Here is an 18,153-nt window from a genome sequence, read left to right as displayed (position 1 = left end):
CGACGCCGAAAACTTGTGTCGCGGAAGTGGTATCCGATCACGAAGAGAGATAGAAGGCTGAACGCGCAGCACAAGCCGGCTTCATGATTCTCGTTCAGCGGTATTTCTTCAACCAGTTGCTCTGGCCGTTCCTGACGGCGACAGCCGCCTTTGCCGGCCTGGCCTTGCTGACGCAGAGCCTGTCGAATGTCGACCTGGTATCCGGCTATTCCGAGACTGCCCTGACCTTCGTCAAAGTGACGGCGCTGGCCCTGCCACACCTGACCGCCCTGCTGGTGCCGATCGCACTTTTTGTGGCGGTCCTGTCCAGCCTCAACCGGCTGACAAGCGACAGTGAACTGGTCATCGCCTCAGCGGCCGGCATGAGCCGGTTCGGACTGCTGTCCCCCGTCATGCGCCTTGGCGTTTATGTCCTGATCGCCAACCTGGCTGTAAATCTCCTCGTGCAACCGGTCGCCTATCGCGAAATGCGGCGCTCGCTCCACACCCTGCGCTCGGACGTCGCCGCCAGCCTGGTGACGCCGGGGGCGTTTTCGCAGCTCGGCCAGGGCGTCACCATCTATGCCCGCGAGCGCGACCGTGACGGCCGGATGCAGGACATCCTGATCCATGACAGTCGCGGCCAGGACGAAGCCTCGACCTATTCCGCCCGCGAAGGCGTCGTCGTGCGCGCCGGCGACCGCTCGGCCATGGTGCTGATCGACGGCAATCTGCAACAGATCGATTCGGCCGGCGAACTCTACTACGCCAATTTCGACCGCTATGAATTCGATCTCGGCGAGTTTGTCGGCCCGGCCGACGCCATGTTCTTCAAGGAATCCGACCGCTATCTGCACGAACTCCTGTGGCCGTCGGCCGCCGAGGTCGCCCGCACCGGCGGACCGGAACGCGCCTGGGCCGAAGCGCATTACCGGTTGTCGGGACCGCTCTACAATCTCGCCTTCGCGCTGATCGCCGCCGCCTGTTTCCTGGCCGGTGACCATTCCCGCATGGGATATGGCCGCCGGGTGATGATCGCTGTCAGCGCCGGCTTGGCGCTGCGGCTCGCGGGCTTCGCCATGCAGTCGGCCAGTGCCGATGATGCCGCGATGAATCTTGCCCAATACCTGGTCCCGATCGGCGGCATGATCGGCGCGCTTGCGGTCATCTACTGGCCTGCCCGGGCCCGTCCACGCCGACCACAAACCAATGGGGCCAGCGCATGATCGGCGGTCGTCTCAATCGCTATATGGCCAGCCAGACAGCTGGCGGCCTGCTGCTCGCTTTCGCGACCATTGCCACCGTGATCATCCTGGTCGACTTCGTGGAGCAATCGCGCGCCGTCGGCACGCGGGTCGATGTGTCGACACTGGACCTGCTCAGCCTGACCTTGCTGCGGGCGCCGTCGCTGCTCGAAAGCACCCTGCCCTTCGTCTTCCTGTTTGGAACCCTGACATCGCTGTTCCGGCTGAACCGCTCGAGCGAGCTGATCGTGATGCGGGCCTCGGGCATGTCAGCCTGGCGCATCCTGACCGCGCCAATGGCGCTTGCGGTGCTGGTCGGCATTATCGGTGCCGCCGGCCTCAACCCGCTTGCCGCTGAACTCAACGCCCAGTTTGAAGCGCGGCGCGACAGCCTGATGAATGTCCGCCGCGTCGAAGGCGCCGCCCAGCCGGTGTGGCTGCGCGAGACCAATATCGACGGCTTCACCGTGATCGCCGCCACGCAGCTGGAAGAACAGCGCCAGGAATTGCGCGACCCGATCTTCTTCCAGTTTGCCGCCGGCAGCGACGGCACACCGCGGCTGGAGCGCCGCATTGATGCCGAATCAGCGGAGTTGCATGCGGGCTATTGGCAGATAACCGGCGCCGTCGAGCGGACACCCACGCCGTCACGCCTTGATCTCGGCGAGATCACCATGCCGACATCGATCAATCGCCAGGCCCTGTTCGAACGCGCCCGCTCGGCCGAGGGCGTCGCCTTCTGGGACCTGCCGCGCCTGATCACCTCAGCCCGGGAAGCCGGGCTGGCAACCCAGCGCTATGAACTGCGCCTGCATGCCCTGCTTGCCCTGCCATTGACCCTGCTAGCCTCAACCCTGATTGCCGCCGCCGCGACTTTGCGCCTGCACCGTCTGGGCGGGGCGGCGGCCTTTGCCATGGCCGGCGGCATCGCCGGTTTCGTGATGTTTTTCTTCCAGGAAATGCTGAGTTCGTTCGGCGTCTCGGGCGCCTTGCCGCCGGCAACGGCCGCCTGGTCGGCGCCGGCGCTGACAGCATTGCTGGCTTTGATCTACATTGCCTCGACCGAAGACGGTTGACGGCGTGGACGATGTCGTCGGCATCGGCTAGTCATGATATTCACCCGCCTGCGGGGGCCGGTAGACGAGAGGGAGTGACGCGCATGGCGTCGCAGTTTCGCCGCTTAGCGGCAGTGTTGCTGAGCACATCGGCGCTCGCCTTGACGGCACCGGCACTCGCGCAGGAAGCCCCGGCGGACGAGTCTCCGATCTATCTGGAAGCCGACCATGTCGAGGATATCGCCGGCGGCAACGGCTATATCGCCCGCGGCAATGTCCGGGTGCGTCAGGCGCCGCGGACCCTGCTCGCCGACGAGATCGAATATCATCCCGATGAAAACCGCGTGATTGCGCGCGGCAATGTCATCATTCTCGGCCAGGGCGCTTTCCCCCAATACGCCGATGAGGTGGAACTGGACAGCCAGCTCGCAGCCGGCGTCGCCATCGGCTTCGCCAGCATGCTCGAAAACAATGGACGCGTGGCGGCAGCCGCGGCCATTCGGCGCGAAAACGGCTCGATGCAGTTCGATGACGCCTATTACACGGCATGCGAGCTTTGCGAGGACGGCGACCACGCGCCGACATGGCGCCTGCGCGCCCGTGAAGTGGTTCAGGACGCTGAAGACCAGATGATCTACTACCGCGATGCGCGGCTGGAGATCGCGGGTTTGCCGGTGCTTTATGCGCCGGTTTTCGCCCACGCCGACCCCTCATCGGAACGGCGATCCGGCTTCCTGTTCCCGAAGGTCGGTGTGTCGTCACGCCTCGGCTTTGTCTACCAACAACCTTATTACTGGACGATCTCTCCATCCCAGGATGTTGTCATTGCGCCGCGCTTGATGACCAATGTAAATCCGTTGATCTATGGCGAATACCGCAAACGGTTCTGGTCGGGCTTCGTAGAGCTTGAAGGCAGCTATACCAATGAGTTCGAGATCGACAGCGATGGCGAACGCTTCGGCGAAAGCGACGATCGCTGGCATATTTTCGGCGGCGGCGAATGGGCGATAAACCCGGACTGGCGCTGGGGCTTTGGCGTGCAGCGCGCCTCGGACAACCTGCACCTTAGACGCTACGACTTCTCGGAAGCGGACAAGGACCGGGGCGCTCCGATCGCCGCCCAGAACCGGCAATTGGTCAGCCAACTCTACGTCGATGGGCGAACCCGGAATTCCTACGGCTCACTCATTGCCGCAGAGTTCCAGACACTGCAAACCAATGCCGATGACGACCGGGTGCCGACCCTGGCTCCTGTCGCCGCCTACGAATACGTGTTCACGGCGCCGCGCGGCTTGGGGCGTGTCAGCACGAGCGTGGATGCAGCGGTTCTTCGGCGTGATTCCGGCGTTGATTATGACCGGGCGTCGGCCACGGTCGACTGGCGTGCTCGGTGGGTTGGAGGCCCCGGTGTGGTGGTCGAACCGTTCGCCCTGGCCCGCGCCGATCACTACAGTTTCGACAATCTTCCGGTGACAAACCCCGCCACCGATCCGGTGTCGGATTCGGTCTCTCGGACCCTGGGCCTGGCCGGTACGGAGATCAGTTGGCCTTTCTATCGCGCCGGTGAGTCGGCGGACTGGATTGTCGAGCCGGTCGTGTCCTACGTGTATGCGTCGGACGATCCGGACGCCGACCGTATCGTCAACGAAGACAGTCTTTCAATCGACCTCGACGAAAGCCTTCTGTTCCAGCCGGTGCGCGCGCCGGGCTTCGACGTCTGGGAAGCAGGCCAGCGGGTCAGCTATGGATTGCGAACGACCGCCATGTGGGGCGAGGACGGTGTCGCGCGCCTCTTCGTCGGACAGAGCGAACGTCTTGATGGCGACGCCGTCTTCAACGCATCAAGCGGCCTGCTCGCCGACCAATCAGACTATGTTGTGGCCGGTTCAATCGAGCTCGGGGATTTCGATGCTGAAGTCTACACCCGGATCGCCCCGGAAACCCATGACACCAATCGCCTCGACGTCTCTATAAACTATAACGGCACACGCCTTTCCGGCGGGGTGCGCTATCTCGACATCAGCGACGCCAATGTAACACGCGGCGCTCAGCGCGAGCTTTCGGGTAGTTTTGAAGTCGCTATGACACGACACTGGAGCATGATCGGACTGGTTCAGCGCGATCTTGATCGCGAAATCACGCGCCGTCAGGAGTTGGGCATCCGCTATGGCGATGACTGCTCACAGTTTGACATTGTCTACCAACGAGAAAACCTCGGAATTCAGGATCTCGGACCATCAGAGTCCATTCAATTCCGCATCACCCTGTTCACGCTAGGCAGCGTGAGCCCCGACTGATCCAACCCCGCGCGCTACGGTGTCCGGCGATTGCGCCGGGGACGAGTTTGAGTAATGTTCCGCGCCGAACCGATATGCGATTGCTGATGACCTGCGCCAAACGAATTGTCCTTTCCTTGCTTGCCTCCGTCGCGACGTTGTGTGCCGCCAGTGCACATGCGCAAACGACGGAAGGCGTGGCCGCCCTGGTCAATGACGAGCCGATCACCACGGTCGATGTGCGCAACCGCATGCGCCTGATCATCGCGTCGACCGGCATGTCCCAGATCGACGAGGGCACGCTGGTCCGGATTCAGGATCAGGCCCTGCGCGGCCTGATCGACGAACATCTTCAGCTGCAGGCCGCGTCCGAGTTCGACATCGAGGTGTCCGACCAGGAAATATCCAACTCACTGCTTGACCTGGCCGACCGCAATGGCACGACGATCGACGTGATTATTCAGGACCTGCAGAATTCCGGTGTCGATGTCTCCACCCTGCGGCATCAGCTGGAAGCCGAGATCGCCTGGCAGATCATCGTCAATGGTCGCTACGGCTCACGCGTACGTATTTCCGAGCAACAGATCGAACAGGCGCTCGAACGCCTTGCGGCCAGCGCCTCGCAGCCGCAATTCCGTATATTCGAGATGCTGTTCGAAGTGCCCAGCCCGGGTCAGGAACAACAGACGATCCAGCGCGTCATCGCGGTGATGAACCAGCTGCAGCAAGGCGCGACCTTCCCGGAGCTGGCCCGCCAGTTCTCCGACGCACCGTCGGCCGCCAGCGGCGGCGATATCGGCTGGATCACGGCCTCCCAGCTGCAGCCGGAAGTCGCTGCCATCATGCCGCAAATGCGCGGCCAGTATGAGCAACACGGCGGGCGCGGAGCGCTGTCCAACCCGATCGAAGTGCCCGGCGGTTTCATGGTGATCGCCCTTGTCGGGGCCCGTGACGGCACCACAACGCTGCAATACGATCTTGTACAAGTCACCGTGCCGACGAGTGCCGTCACCGACGCCACGCGCGGCAATTTCGAGCGCGAACTGGCCGCCAATCCGACCTGTAGCCAGGCCGAAGCCATGGCCGGCCGGATCACGGGGTCCATCTACACCCCGCTCGGTTCGATTTCCGCGGATGCCGTCCTGCCGGCCATTCGCGATGCATTGGCGCCACTCGATGAAGGTCAGAATACCGGCATCATGCAATCAGCCGTCGGCCTGCAGGCCCTGATTGTCTGTGACCGCGCCATCGCCGGCCCCGGCGTGCCGACCCGCGACGATCTGGAAAGCCAGTTGCGCGGCCAACAATTGTCCTTGCACTCGCGCCGTTGGCTGCGCGACCTGCGCCGCGACTCCACCGTCGAGATTCGCGACTGATGAGCCGCTTGTCACCCGTCGTCGTGTCGATGGGTGATCCGGCGGGCATCGGCCCCGAGATCATCCTCAAGGCTTGGGAGCGCTGGCGACGGCGCGACGAAACCCACCCCTTGGTCGCGCTCGGCGATCTGTCAGCCTTCGCACCAATCGCAACACAACTCGGCCTGCCACAACCCCGCGCCATCGCCACCTCCGAGGCCGCGGCCACCGTCATGCCTGATGCCCTTCCCGTACTTGATGTCGGTGTCAGCCTGCACGCGCCGGTGCAAGCCGGCGCCGCCGATCCGGCTCATGCGGCCTGCATCAAGGCGGCGATCGAGACAGGAGTCCGCCTTTGCCTGGATAAACGGGCGTGCGCACTTGTCACCGCACCGATCGCCAAAACCGTGATGTATGAGGCGGGCTTCAGCTTCCCTGGCCATACCGAATTCCTTGCCGAGCTGTGTGCCGACCAGCCGTTCGAGGGTCCCCGCGGGCCGGCGATGATGCTCGCCGGCGGCGGGCTGCGTGTGGTGCTGGTGACCATTCACGAAGCCCTGTCACGCGCGATCGGCCAAATCACACCGGAACGCGTCGAAGCCATCGCCCGCCTGACCGATGCCGCCCTGCGGCGCGATTTTGCCATTGCCGCGCCGCGCCTTGCGCTTGCCGGCTTGAACCCGCATGCGGGCGAAGGCGGCGCCCTTGGCGACGAGGAGATTCGTCTGCTCAACCCGGTCGCGGCCAAACTGCGCGCTGAAGGCTTTGACATCACTGATGCGCTGCCGCCGGACACGATGTTCCATGCCGAAGCGCGCGCCGGTTATGATGCCGCCATCTGTCTCTATCATGACCAGGGACTCATCCCGGTGAAAACGCTGGATTTCCATGGCGGCGTCAACATCACGCTCGGCCTTCCCATCGTGCGCACCTCGCCCGATCACGGCACCGCATTCGCCATTGCCGGCCAAGGCATTGCCCGTCCCGACAGCCTGCTCGCGGCACTCGACCAAGCTGTGCAGATTGCGGGGTGCCGGGCATGAATTTCGACGACCTCCCTCCCCTGCGAGACGTTATTGCCAGCCATGATCTCGGCGCGAAGAAATCCTTCGGGCAACATTTCCTGCTCGATCTCAACCTGACCGCCAAGATTGCCCGCCTCGCCGGGGACATGAGCCAGGACCAGGCAATCGAGGTCGGTCCGGGTCCCGGCGGGCTGACCCGTGCAATCCTGGCCGAGGGCGCCGCCTCGCTGCTGGCGGTGGAGATGGATGCGCGTTTTCTCGGCGCACTGGGCGAGATCAACACGGCATCGGGCGGGCGGTTGACCATCAAGCAGGCCGACGCCCTGGACGTCGATGAAACGACGCTGCTGACCGAGCCGGGAGACAAGGTCATCCTGTCGAATCTGCCCTATAATGTCGGCACGCAGTTACTGATCAAATGGCTGCGGGCCGAACCGATCTGGTGGCGGCGCGCCGTCTTGATGTTCCAGCGGGAAGTGGCCGACCGGGTGGTGGCACAGCCGGGCGACAAGGCCTATGGCCGCCTCGCCGTCATTGCCCAGTCGCGCTGTGAGGCCCGGCTGGCGCTGAAAATACCCGCCCGCGCCTTCACCCCGCCGCCCAAGGTGGAATCAGCTGTCGTGGTGCTCAACCCGCTGCCGGAAGCGCAGCAATTCAAGGACGTGACCGCCCTGGAGCGGATCACCGCGTCGGCCTTCGGCCAGCGCCGCAAGACGCTGCGCCGGAGCCTGGCGCAAGCGGCCGGGCAGGCCGGCACCAGCGCCGACATCTTGCTGGACGCTGCCGGCCTGGATGCCGGTGCACGCGCTGAAGTCATTGATATCGCCGGTTTCCAAACACTGGCACGTGCCTGGCGCAGAGCCTATGAGGCGAGCCGCGCCTGACGGCGCCCGGCCCTATTGATCCATGATCGCGTCGACGAATTCTTCCAGCCAGGGATGGCGCAGACGCTTCAGGCGTTCGGCGTGCAGGATCTCGTTGAGCTTTTCCAATGCCCGCGCGAAGTCGTCATTGACGATCACATAGTCGTATTCATGCCAGTGCGAGATCTCGTCCTTGGCGCGCGCCATGCGGTCCTTGATGATCTCCGGCGCGTCTTGCCCGCGCTTGCGAAGCCGGTCTTCCAGCAAGGCGAGCGAGGGGGGCAGTATGAAGACCCGCACAGCATCATCCGGTGCCGCTGCAGCCAATGCCTGGGCGCCCTGCCAATCAATGTCGAAAACCACGTCGCGGCCGTCCTCGACCGCTTCCATCACGGGCGCTTTCGGCGTGCCATAATAGCGGCCAAAGACTTCCGCCCACTCGAAGAAGGCATCGTCCTCGATCATTTTCTTGAAGTCTTCGACCGAGATGAAGTGGTAATCCTGCCCGTCAACCTCGCCCGGTCGCGGCTCGCGCGTGGTCGCGGAGACTGACAGCACGACGTCAGGATTCTGGCTCAGCAGACGCTTGGACAATGTCGTCTTGCCGGCGCCGGAAGGGCTGGACAGGGCAAGCAGAACGCCGCGACGGCGGCCACGAAAGATCGGCGCTGGGAAGCCATCACTCGACATTCTGTATTTGCTCCCTGAACTGATCGACCGTGTTCTTGAGCGAAAGCCCGATCGCGGTCAGCGAAGAATCGGAGGACTTCGAGCATAATGTGTTCGCCTCGCGATTAAACTCTTGTGACAGGAAATCCAGTTTCCGACCCACCGGCGAGCCCTGGGCGAGCAGTTCGCGGGCCGCGTCGATATGAGCGTGCAGGCGGTCGAGCTCTTCGCGTACGTCCATTTTCACGGCCAGCATCGCGGCCTCGGTCGCCAGTCGGTCCTCGGGCAGCCCCTCGGGCAGAAGCTCTGCAAATTTGGTGGCCAGGCGATCACGGATCGCATCACTGCGGGTGGCAGCGTGATCGGCGGCCTCGCCGGTCAGGCGGGCAATATCCGCAATATGGGCCGCGAGAATATCGGCCAGCGCCCGTCCCTCATCGCGACGTGCCGCCTGCAGACCGTCCAGCGCATCGCCGAGGGAGGCCAGCAGGGCGTTGTCCAGCTCTGCGCTGTTGTCAGGGCCGTCCGCCTGGTCACTGTCGATCATGCCTGGCAGGGCCAACAGCCCATCCAGCGTCGGACGGGCCACCTCACCGCTTTCCAACAAGGGGGCGGCCTGGTCGAGCAGACCCCGCAACCGCGCGAGGTCGATGCGCGCGCCGCCGGCTTCGGTTTCCCGACGCAGGTTCAGCGTCGCGTTGACATTGCCGCGGGAAAAACGGGCCTTGGCCAGGTCTCGGGCCTTGGTCTCGAGACGTTCGAACCCGGTCGGCAGGCGAAAACGTGCCTCCAGCCCCTTGCCATTGACGCTGCGCGCCTCCCAGGTCCAGTTCCAGCCGTCGGCTTGGCCATCAACCCGGGCGAAACCGGTCATGCCGGACAACACACCCATCTCAATTGCCTCCATTGCGACGCTGGCGCTCGATACGGCGCCAGTTGGCGACATTGCGCTGATGCTCGGCATAGGTGTCGGCAAAGGCGTGCCCGCCTGATCCGTCGGCGACGAAAAAGAGCGCGGTGCTCTCGGCCGGATTGAGAACAGCCGAAATGGCCTCGGCACCCGGATTGGCGATCGGCGTCGGTGGCAGGCGCGGGATCTGATACGTGTTCCAAGCGTTCTGCGCATTGTCGATCTCGGACCGGCGCAGACCACGTCCCAGGGGCCGCCCCTGGCTGATGCCGTAAATGATGGTCGGGTCACTCTCCAGCCGCATGCCGCGGCGCAGGCGATTGACAAACACCGCCGCGACCTCGGGACGCTCGGCTCCGACGCCGGTCTCCTTCTCGACGACGGAAGCAAGGATGATGGCCTCCTCACGGGTCTCGAAGGGCAGGTTCGCGGCACGCCCCTCCCACAACCGGTCGAGCAGCTCCGTCTGGGCGGCGGCCATGCGATCCAGTATGTCCTGGCGCGTTGTGCCGCGGGTGAAGAGATATGTCTCCGGCAGCAGCGTGCCTTCGGCCGGTATCTCGGCAATGTCACCCGTCAGGACATCGACCGCCTCCAACGTCTCCACGATCATGGCGCTGGTCAGCCCCTCGGCGAAGGTGACCGGGTATTGCACCGTCTGGCCGACGCGCAACTGCTCATAGATCTGGGCCATCGAGGCGCCCGCGGGGATGCGGTACTCGCCGGCCCGCAAGACGCCTTCGCCGCCATCCAGCGTCACCGCAGCCCGAAAGACGCGGCGGTCGGAGATCAGGCCCTCGGCCTCGAGGCGGCTGGCAATGGCGATCAGGCCGTCACCGCGCGGCAAAAGGATAATGGTTTCCTCCGCCGAGGGGCCGGGAGCGGCGAATTCCGCCTGCATCCACTTGTATCCGCCATAGACCGCACCCGCCGCCGCCAGGGCGAGCACGAACACGGCAACTACAAACCAGAGAAAAAAGCGGACCAGGCCGGATTTGGCCTTGGGCGCAGGCGCGTCACTCATGTCTTGGTCCCCGAAAACGCGTTACTCGGCCGCGACAAATACCACGGACGCATTGGTACCGCCGAATCCGAAAGAGTTCGACAGGACAGCCCGGACCGGCCGCTTGACGGCGGCATGCGGGGCCAGATTGATCGCGGTCTCGACCGACGGATTGTCGAGATTGAGCGTTGGCGGGCAAATCCCATCACGCATCGCCAGAATGGAGAAAATCGCCTCGACCGCGCCAGCCGCACCGAGCAGGTGACCGATGGCGGACTTGGTTGACGACATCACAATGTCGCTGGCGGCGTCGCCGAACAGGCGTTCGACGGCGCGCAGTTCGATCTCGTCACCCTTGGGCGTCGAAGTGCCGTGGGCATTGACATAATCGATATCGGCGGGTGTCAGGCCGGCATCCCGAAGCGCGGCCGACATGGAGCGGAAACCGCCATCGCCATCCTCGGCCGGTGCGGTGATATGATAGGCATCGCCGGACAGGCCATAGCCCTTCACCTCGGCATAGATGGTCGCGCCGCGCGCCTTGGCGTGTTCGTATTCTTCCAGCACGACGACACCGGCACCTTCCCCCATGACGAACCCGTCACGGTCCTTGTCATAGGGGCGCGAAGCGCGTTCCGGCGTGTCATTGAAACCTGTGGACAACGCCTTGCAGGCGATAAAGGACGCCACACCGAGACGGCAGACCGTCGCTTCCGCGCCCCCGGCGACCATCAGGTCGGCATCACCGCGCTCAACCAGCCGGGCAGCATCGCCGATGGCATGGGCACCGGTGGAACAGGCCGTGACCACGGCGTGATTGGGGCCTTTCAGGCCGTGCTTGATAGACACCTGGCCAGAGACGAGGTTGATCAGCATGCCGGGAATAACAAAGGGAGAGAGGCGGCGCGGCCCCTTCTCGTGCAGCAGGATCGAGGCGTCATAGGTGGTCTCCAGACCGCCAATGCCCGATCCGATCATCACGCCGGCCCGATGCTTGTCCTCTTCGGACTGCGGGACCCAGCCGGAATCGGCGATGGCCTCGTCGGCCGCGGCGATCCCGTACAGGATGAAATCATCCACCCGGCGTTGGTCTCGCGGCGACATGACGGCGTCGGGGTCAAACACCCCGGCCTCGCCAGCTCGCCCGCCGCCACGTCCGTCCTTGCGCGGAACCAGGCCGGCCACACGGCAGGACAGGTCCGAGGTCTCGAAATGCTCGATGGTGCCGAGGCCGGACTGACCGGCGAGAAGACGTTCCCAAACGACTTCCCGCCCGCAGCCCAGCGGCGTTACGAGCCCGATACCGGTGACGACAACGCGGCGCATGAGGGGGTGTTAGCCCACCTTCTCGGAGATGAACTTCACGGCATCACCGACCGTCTGGATGTGCTCGGCAGCGTCATCCGGAATTTCGATGTCGAATTCTTCTTCGAACGCCATAACGAGTTCGACATTATCCAGGGAGTCGGCGCCCAGATCGTCGATGAAGCTGGCTTTTTCCGTGACCTTTTCGGCCTCGACATCAAGATGCTCAATGACAATTTTGGTAACGCGCTCGAGAACGTCAGACATTTCAGACCCTCATAGTGATTCACCGCGCCAATATAGCGGTGCAGGACAGGACGGGAAGCGGCGAAACAGTGGGCCATTCCCGGGATGCGCGGGCAGTTAGCATGTTTCCCCCGGCAAGACCAGAATGGGAAACCACGCCCGCAGGTTCAAGTTCTACAGTTAAATCATCGCCATGCCGCCATTCACATGCAGCGTCTGCCCGGTGACATAACCGGCTTCTGCGCTGGCGAGATAGACGACAGCATTGGCGATATCATCGCCCGAGCCAAGATCGCCGGCCGGAATCTTGGCCAGGATGGTCGAGCGTTGATCCTCATTGAGCACATCGGTCATCGGCGAGGCGATGAAACCGGGTGCCACACAATTCACGGTGACGCCGCGGGCGGCGACTTCCTGGGCCAGCGATTTGGAGAAGCCGATCATGCCAGCCTTCGAGGCACAGTAATTGGTCTGGCCCGGATTGCCGGTGACGCCGACCACCGATGTGATGCCGACGATCCGGCCCCACCGTGCCTTCATCATGCCACGCAAGGCGGCACGGGTCAGACGGAAATAGCTTTCCAGATTGACGCGAAGCACCGTGTCCCAGTCTTCGTCCTTCATCCGCATCAGGAGCTGGTCCTTGGTGATGCCGGCATTGGCGACCAGGATATCCAGCGAGCCCATGGCCTCGGCCGCCTGTTTCGGCAGCGCGTCGACGGCCGCGGCGTCGGACAGGTTGCAGGGCAGGACATGGGCGCGCTCGCCCAGATCATCGGCGAGTTCCTGCAGCACGTTTTCACGCGTACCGGACAGGGCCACCGTGGCGCCCTGGGCGTGCAGTTTGCGGGCAATTGCATTGCCCAGCCCGCCGGTCGCACCGGTCACGAGGGCATTCTTGCCGGTAAGATCGAACATGGGACTACTCCTTCAGCGAGGCAGCAAAGGCTTCCAGATCGGACGCCGAGTTGAGCGGAACGCCAGTGGCGTCCTTGGTCGTGCGCTTGAGCATGGTCGAGAGCACCTTGCCCGAACCGGCTTCGGCGAGCGTGGTGATGCCGGCCTCCTCGACCATCCACAACACGCTTTCGCGCCAGCGGACGCGGCCGGTGACCTGTTCGACCAGCTGTTTGCGGATCGTTTCAACATCCGAAGTCGGGCGCGCCGTGACGTTGGCGACAACCGGCACGGTCGGCGCTTGGATGGTCGCGGTGCCAAGCGCTTCGGCCATGGCGTCGGCGGCAGCCTGCATCATCGGGCAATGGAAGGGCGCCGAGACCGGCAGTTTCATTGCTTTCTTCAGACCCAGCTCGCCGGCCTTGGCGATGGCGGCGTCGATGGCGGCGGTGGAGCCGGAGATCACGATCTGGCCGGGCGCATTGTCATTGGCAATCGCGCACACGCCGGCGGTGGCACCGGCAGCAACAGCGGCGGCAGCGAGTTCCTCATCGGCGCCCAGAAGCGCCGCCATGGTGCCCTCACCGACCGGAACCGCCTTCTGCATGGCGAGGCCGCGCAGCTTGAGCAGTTTGGCGGCATCAGAGATCGACAGCGCGCCGGCAGCCGCCAGGGCCGAATACTCACCAAGACTGTGACCGGCGACGAAGTCCGCCACGTTGACCTTTACGTCAAACTCGGTGTCGAGCACGGCCATCACGGCCAGGCTCGCCGCCATCAGGGCCGGCTGGGCATTCTCGGTCAGGGTCAGGGTTTCGATCGGGCCCTCGGCCATCAGGCCGCTGAGATCCTGGCCCAATGCTGCATCAACCTCGTCAAGCACAGCCCGGGCCGAGGCAAATTGTCCGGCCAGTTCCTGCGCCATGCCGACGGCCTGGCTACCTTGCCCCGGAAAGACAAAGGCGAGTTTCATGGCGATCCCTCCCCCATGAAGATTTGAGTTGGCCGCTGACTAGCCCTTCCCGAGGGGCGCGCGCAAGAGGCGATGCGGCTTGCACATGCAGGCCGTATGGGCTATGGCCCGCGCTTCGCTTGGTTGCGGTCTCCCGTTCATGGCGTTGAAGCATGGTGTTTCAACCGAATTGGAGAGCCGCCGCAGACCTGCCCGACCCTTCGGCATGGTGTGCGCCGCAACCGTTATCGAAGGGAGCCTTCATGGCACTTTACGAGCACATCTTCATCGTGCGTCCGGACGTTTCGCCGGCGCAGATGGAATCTCTTCTCGAAGAGACCAAAGCCCTGATCGAAGAAAAGGGCGGCAAGACCGGCAAGACCGAATACTGGGGTCTGCGCAATCTTGCTTACCGCATCAACAAGTCACGCAAGGGCCATTACGGCCTCATCGACATCGACGCTGAAGCCGCCGTGATCGACGAGCTCGAGCGCCTGCAGCGTCTGTCGGAAGACGTCATCCGTTACATGACCCTGCGCGTTGAAGCCCACACCGAAGAGCCGTCGGCCATCCTCACCAAAAAGGATGATCGCCGCGGTCGTCGCGAGCGGAACTAGGAGAACGAACGATGTCTTCAGGCAATATTTCGAACCTGCCGGCGCGCCGTCCGTTCATGCGTCGTCGCAAGGTCTGTCCGTTCTCCGGTGAAAATGCACCGGCGATCGACTTCAAGGACCCCAAGCTCCTGCTTCGCTACATGTCCGAGCGTGGCAAGATCGTCCCGTCCCGCATCACGGCAGTTTCGGCCAAGAAGCAACGTGAACTGGCTCGCGCCATCAAGCGTGCGCGTCAGCTGGCCCTGCTTCCGTATGTGGTTGATTAAGGAGAACTGACATGAAACTGGTTCTCTTGGAACGCGTTGAAAATCTCGGCGTCATTGGTGACGTCGTTTCCGTGCGCCCCGGCTTCGCCCGTAATTTCCTGCTGCCGCAAGGCAAGGCATTGCGCGCAACCGAAGCCAACATGGCGCGCTTTGAAGTCGAGCGCGAGCTCCTCGAAAAGCGCAATGCCGAACGGGCTGCGGAAGCTGCTGAAGCCGGCAAGACGATTGATGGCGAGAAATTCGTCATGATCCGCCAGGCCGGCGAAAGCGGTCAGCTCTACGGTTCTGTCACCTCGCGTGACATTGCCGAGATCGTGTCTGAAAGCGGCACCAAGGTCGTCCGTTCGCAGGTCGCCCTGAATGCGCCGATCAAGACGCTGGGTCTGCACGAGCTGAAGATCAAGCTGCACGCCGATGTTTCCGTGACCGTGACGATTAATATCGCACGCTCGCAGGACGAAGCTGAACGCCAGGAAGCTGGCGAAGACGTGATCGCGGCGCAGGCCGATGAAGATCGCGCCATCGCTGAAGCCCAGGCGGCCGAACTCTTCGAAGCCAGCGAGGAAGGCCAGGAATTGGCTGCCCAGCGCGACGCCAGCGAAGACGCCGGTGCCGGCGAAGAGGAAAGCGAAGAGACGGAAGCCTAAGCTTCTGCCACTTCATGGCTTTTGCGGAAACGGGCCGGTCACCAGACCGGCCCGTTTTCTTTTGCGACCAAGTCGTCGACTTATCCACACCTGTCCACAGGCCTGGTAAAGAGCTGTGGGCAATCACAGCCGACACCGTCTCAGGGGGTGTATCGCGTGGCCAGCTTCTGTATCCCAAGAGCATGACCACAGCCCTCCTGCCCTACGAAGCCGAATCCGACGTCGCCGAGCTGGACTCCGCCCCGCACAATCTCGACGCCGAACAAGCCTTTCTGGGCGCGCTCCTCTACGACAATGAAATGTTCCACCGCGTCGCCGACTGGTTGAAGGCGGAGCACTTCTACGACCCCGTGCATGGTCGCATCTTCGAAAGCGCCACCGATCTGATCGGTCGCGGCTCGCTGGCCGATGCGGTCGTGCTCAAGACCCATTTCGACCGTGATGACGGCCTCAAGGACATTGGCGGCACCACCTATCTCGCTGTCCTCATGGAAGGTGCGGCGACCGGCAATGCGGCCCTCGAATACGCCCGCATCATCTATGAGCTGGCGCTGCGCCGCGAACTGATCCGGATCGGCAATGACCTGGCCAATGCCGCCAGCGCCGATGTCGAGGTCCAGGCCCGCGAGCTGATCCAGGAGATCGAGCAGCAGCTTTACAATCTCGCCGAGGAAGGCTCGGCCTCGCGCGGCTTTGTCTCGTTCAAGCAGGCGCTGGCGGAGTCGGTCGAGACGGCGGCCGCTGCCTATGAGCGCGATGGCGGCCTGTCGGGTATTTCATCGGGCCTCAAGTCGCTCGATGAGAAACTCGGCGGCATGCACCCGTCCGATCTCATCATCCTTGCCGGTCGTCCCTCGATGGGAAAGACCGCCCTGGCGACCAATATCGCCTTCGACGTGGCCCGGAACTACCAATTCGAGATCCAGCCCGACGGCAGCAAGAAGACCACCAACGGCGGCGTTGTCGGTTTCTATTCGCTGGAGATGTCGGCGGAACAGCTCGCGACGCGTCTGATCGCGGACTATACCGGCATCCCCGGCTACATGATCCGCCAGGGCACGATCGACGCCACCCAGTACGAAGAAATCCGCGACGCCTGCCTCGAGATCCAGGGCCTGCCGCTCTATATCGACGATACGGGTGGCCTGCCGATTTCCGCCCTCGCCGCCCGCGCCCGCCGCCTCAAGCGTACCCACGGGCTCGACCTGATCGTGGTCGACTATCTGCAGCTGGTGACCTCGTCGAAGAACCGGTCCGGCGGCAGCCGCGTGGAAGAAGTCTCGGAAGTGACCCAGAACCTCAAAGCCCTGGCCAAGGAATTGTCGGTCCCCGTGATCGCCCTGTCGCAGCTCTCGCGCCAGGTCGAAAACCGGGAAGACAAGAAACCGCAGCTCTCCGACCTTCGCGAATCCGGCTCGATCGAGCAGGATGCCGACGTGGTGCTCTTCGTGTATCGTGAGGCCTATTACAAGGAACGCGAGAAACCGCGTGAGGACACGCCGGAATATCTGGCATGGGAAGAGGAATTCCGCCGCATCGAAAAGCTCGCCGAAGTGATCATCGGCAAGCAGCGTCATGGTGCGATCGGGACGGCGAAAATGGCGTTCGACGGCGCTCGGACCAAGTTTACGGATCTGGAAACGCGCTTTGACGACACTTCGTCCTGACCTTGCCACGCCCGACGGGCTGGCCCGCCCGGCTCCGCGCCTGATCATCGACCTCGCCGCCATCCAGAGAAATTACGCCAAGCTGCAAGCGCTGGCCCCGACTGCCGAGGTCGGCGCCGTGGTCAAGGCCAATGCCTATGCCCTCGGCGCGACCGAGATCATACCGGCGCTGGCCGAGGTCGGCTGCCGCCAGTTTTATACAGCCCACACCGCTGAAGGCGTCGAAGCCCGCCAGGCGCTGGCCGGGCGCGCGGCAGCGATCTATGTGTTCAACGGATTCTGGCCGTCTGAACTGCCGACCTTGCGGGCGCATGGCCTGATCCCGGTGGTCAACACGCTCGACCAGCTCGCCAGCCTGCGCGCCACGGCGCCGGACCTGCCCTGCGCCCTGCATCTCGATACCGGCATGAACCGGCTCGGGCTTGGCCGGATGGAAACCGAACACCTGCTGACCCATCGCGACTTGCTGGACGGGCTCGATGTCCGTCAGATCATGAGCCATCTCGCCTGCGCCGATGCCCCTGCGCACCCGCTTAATGCCGCGCAACTGGAACGCTTCTCCACCATCCGGGCTGCCTTTCCCGACATTCCCGCCAGTCTTGCCAATTCCGCCGGCGCCCTTCTGGGCCAGGCCTGGCATTTCGACGTGCTTCGCCCCGGCCTGGCGCTGTATGGCGGTACGCCGGCACCCGGCCATCCCTCGCCCTTTGAAGCCACCGTGCGCATCGACGCGCCGATCCTGCAGATCCGCGAACTCGAAGCGGGAGATACGCTGGGCTATGGCGCGACCTGGACGGCGGAGCGGCCAATGCGGGTCGCCACCATCGCGGCCGGCTATGCCGACGGGCTGCTCTGGGCGAGCGCAAAGGGCGGCGCCGGACATGTCGGACCGGTGCGCACACCGATCCTCGGCCGCGTCTCGATGGACCTGATCGCGGTCGATCTCACCGATGTGAAAACACCGCTCGAACCGGGCATGCCGGTCAGCTTCCTGGGCGAGCATCTCGACGATATCGCCGAGGCGGCCGGCACAATCTCCTATGAATTCCTGGTCCGGCTCGGCATCCGCTTCGACCGGGTCTACCAAAGCTGAGATCGCGATGGCCTGCCCGCCCGGGCCAGGACTTGTTCTGTCACCCCGGCGGGTTTGAATACCTGCGAGCAAGGGAACTGATTC

Annotated in this window: 18 protein-coding genes; 11 read left to right on the top strand and 7 right to left on the bottom strand. The window is 63.7% G+C overall.

What is annotated here, in order from left to right; all coding sequences use genetic code 11:
- Nucleotides 1-83 precede the first annotated feature (83 nt).
- The 6 genes from AWH62_RS06440 (at nt 84) to rsmA (ending at nt 7,818) form a co-directional block, all read left to right on the top strand.
- Nucleotides 84-1,205, top strand: coding sequence for an LptF/LptG family permease (locus AWH62_RS06440; protein ID WP_075189659.1), 1,122 nt, complete (start codon nt 84-86; stop codon nt 1,203-1,205).
- Nucleotides 1,202-2,299, top strand: coding sequence for an LptF/LptG family permease (locus tag AWH62_RS06435; RefSeq protein ID WP_075189658.1), 1,098 nt, complete (start codon nt 1,202-1,204; stop codon nt 2,297-2,299). Before AWH62_RS06440 ends, AWH62_RS06435 begins: the two co-directional genes overlap by 4 nt.
- A gap of 83 nt (nt 2,300-2,382) precedes the next feature.
- A complete protein-coding gene (locus AWH62_RS06430) occupies nt 2,383-4,575 on the top strand; it encodes an LPS-assembly protein LptD (RefSeq protein WP_158025580.1) in 2,193 nt (730 codons plus the stop codon).
- Between the two features lie 47 nt (nt 4,576-4,622).
- On the top strand, nt 4,623-5,930 hold the full coding sequence (locus AWH62_RS06425; protein ID WP_075189656.1) for a peptidylprolyl isomerase: 1,308 nt from the start codon (nt 4,623-4,625) through the stop codon (nt 5,928-5,930).
- The gene (pdxA, locus tag AWH62_RS06420; RefSeq protein ID WP_369823692.1) at nt 5,927-6,952 is read left to right on the top strand and encodes a 4-hydroxythreonine-4-phosphate dehydrogenase PdxA; all 1,026 of its coding nucleotides are present in this window, start codon (nt 5,927-5,929) and stop codon (nt 6,950-6,952) included. The genes AWH62_RS06425 and pdxA overlap by 4 nt, the downstream gene beginning before the upstream one ends.
- Nucleotides 6,949-7,818 (top strand): 16S rRNA (adenine(1518)-N(6)/adenine(1519)-N(6))-dimethyltransferase RsmA, encoded by an 870-nt coding sequence (gene rsmA, locus AWH62_RS06415; RefSeq protein WP_075189654.1) that lies wholly within the window; start codon nt 6,949-6,951, stop codon nt 7,816-7,818. Before pdxA ends, rsmA begins: the two co-directional genes overlap by 4 nt.
- A 12-nt stretch (nt 7,819-7,830) precedes the next feature.
- On the opposite strand, the gene gmk is transcribed toward rsmA, so the two are convergent.
- The 7 genes from gmk to fabD form a co-directional block, all read right to left on the bottom strand.
- On the bottom strand, nt 7,831-8,487 hold the full coding sequence (gene gmk / locus AWH62_RS06410; protein WP_075189653.1) for a guanylate kinase: 657 nt from the start codon (nt 8,485-8,487) through the stop codon (nt 7,831-7,833).
- A complete protein-coding gene (locus tag AWH62_RS06405; protein ID WP_075189652.1) occupies nt 8,477-9,358 on the bottom strand; it encodes a YicC/YloC family endoribonuclease in 882 nt (293 codons plus the stop codon). Before AWH62_RS06405 ends, gmk begins: the two co-directional genes overlap by 11 nt.
- Nucleotide 9,359: 1 nt before the next feature.
- The gene (mltG, locus tag AWH62_RS06400; protein WP_075189651.1) at nt 9,360-10,400 is read right to left on the bottom strand and encodes an endolytic transglycosylase MltG; all 1,041 of its coding nucleotides are present in this window, start codon (nt 10,398-10,400) and stop codon (nt 9,360-9,362) included.
- Nucleotides 10,401-10,421: 21 nt separating this feature from the next.
- Nucleotides 10,422-11,705, bottom strand: a complete 1,284-nt coding sequence (gene fabF, locus AWH62_RS06395) for a beta-ketoacyl-ACP synthase II (protein ID WP_075189650.1) — start codon at nt 11,703-11,705, stop codon at nt 10,422-10,424.
- 9 nt (nt 11,706-11,714) lie between these two features.
- Nucleotides 11,715-11,951, bottom strand: a complete 237-nt coding sequence (locus AWH62_RS06390; RefSeq protein ID WP_075189649.1) for an acyl carrier protein — start codon at nt 11,949-11,951, stop codon at nt 11,715-11,717.
- Between the two features lie 159 nt (nt 11,952-12,110).
- Nucleotides 12,111-12,848, bottom strand: coding sequence for a 3-oxoacyl-[acyl-carrier-protein] reductase (gene fabG, locus AWH62_RS06385; RefSeq protein ID WP_075189648.1), 738 nt, complete (start codon nt 12,846-12,848; stop codon nt 12,111-12,113).
- A gap of 4 nt (nt 12,849-12,852) precedes the next feature.
- Nucleotides 12,853-13,800 carry an ACP S-malonyltransferase gene (gene fabD, locus AWH62_RS06380; protein ID WP_075189647.1) on the bottom strand — a complete coding sequence of 316 codons (948 nt, stop codon included), beginning with the start codon at nt 13,798-13,800 and terminating at the stop codon, nt 12,853-12,855.
- A gap of 242 nt (nt 13,801-14,042) precedes the next feature.
- On the opposite strand from fabD, the gene rpsF reads away from it, so the two are divergent.
- From rpsF to alr, 5 genes are all read left to right on the top strand, one after another.
- Entirely contained in the window at nt 14,043-14,396 is a 354-nt protein-coding gene (gene rpsF, locus AWH62_RS06375) for a 30S ribosomal protein S6 (protein ID WP_075189646.1), read from the top strand.
- 11 nt (nt 14,397-14,407) lie between these two features.
- Nucleotides 14,408-14,662, top strand: coding sequence for a 30S ribosomal protein S18 (rpsR, locus tag AWH62_RS06370; protein ID WP_011643151.1), 255 nt, complete (start codon nt 14,408-14,410; stop codon nt 14,660-14,662).
- Nucleotides 14,663-14,673: 11 nt separating this feature from the next.
- Nucleotides 14,674-15,309, top strand: a complete 636-nt coding sequence (gene rplI / locus AWH62_RS06365) for a 50S ribosomal protein L9 (protein ID WP_075189645.1) — start codon at nt 14,674-14,676, stop codon at nt 15,307-15,309.
- A gap of 182 nt (nt 15,310-15,491) precedes the next feature.
- Complete coding sequence (locus AWH62_RS06360; protein WP_075189644.1) at nt 15,492-16,976, top strand: replicative DNA helicase; 1,485 nt, start codon at nt 15,492-15,494, stop codon at nt 16,974-16,976.
- Entirely contained in the window at nt 16,957-18,069 is a 1,113-nt protein-coding gene (gene alr, locus AWH62_RS06355; RefSeq protein WP_158025579.1) for an alanine racemase, read from the top strand. Before AWH62_RS06360 ends, alr begins: the two co-directional genes overlap by 20 nt.
- The last annotated feature ends 84 nt before the right edge of the window (nt 18,070-18,153 follow it).

It is taken from the genome of Maricaulis sp. W15 (assembly GCF_001924955.1).
Taxonomy (GTDB): domain Bacteria; phylum Pseudomonadota; class Alphaproteobacteria; order Caulobacterales; family Maricaulaceae; genus Maricaulis; species Maricaulis maris.
Note: the sequence above shows the minus strand (reverse complement) of the source record. Positions and strands in the feature narration are given on the sequence as shown.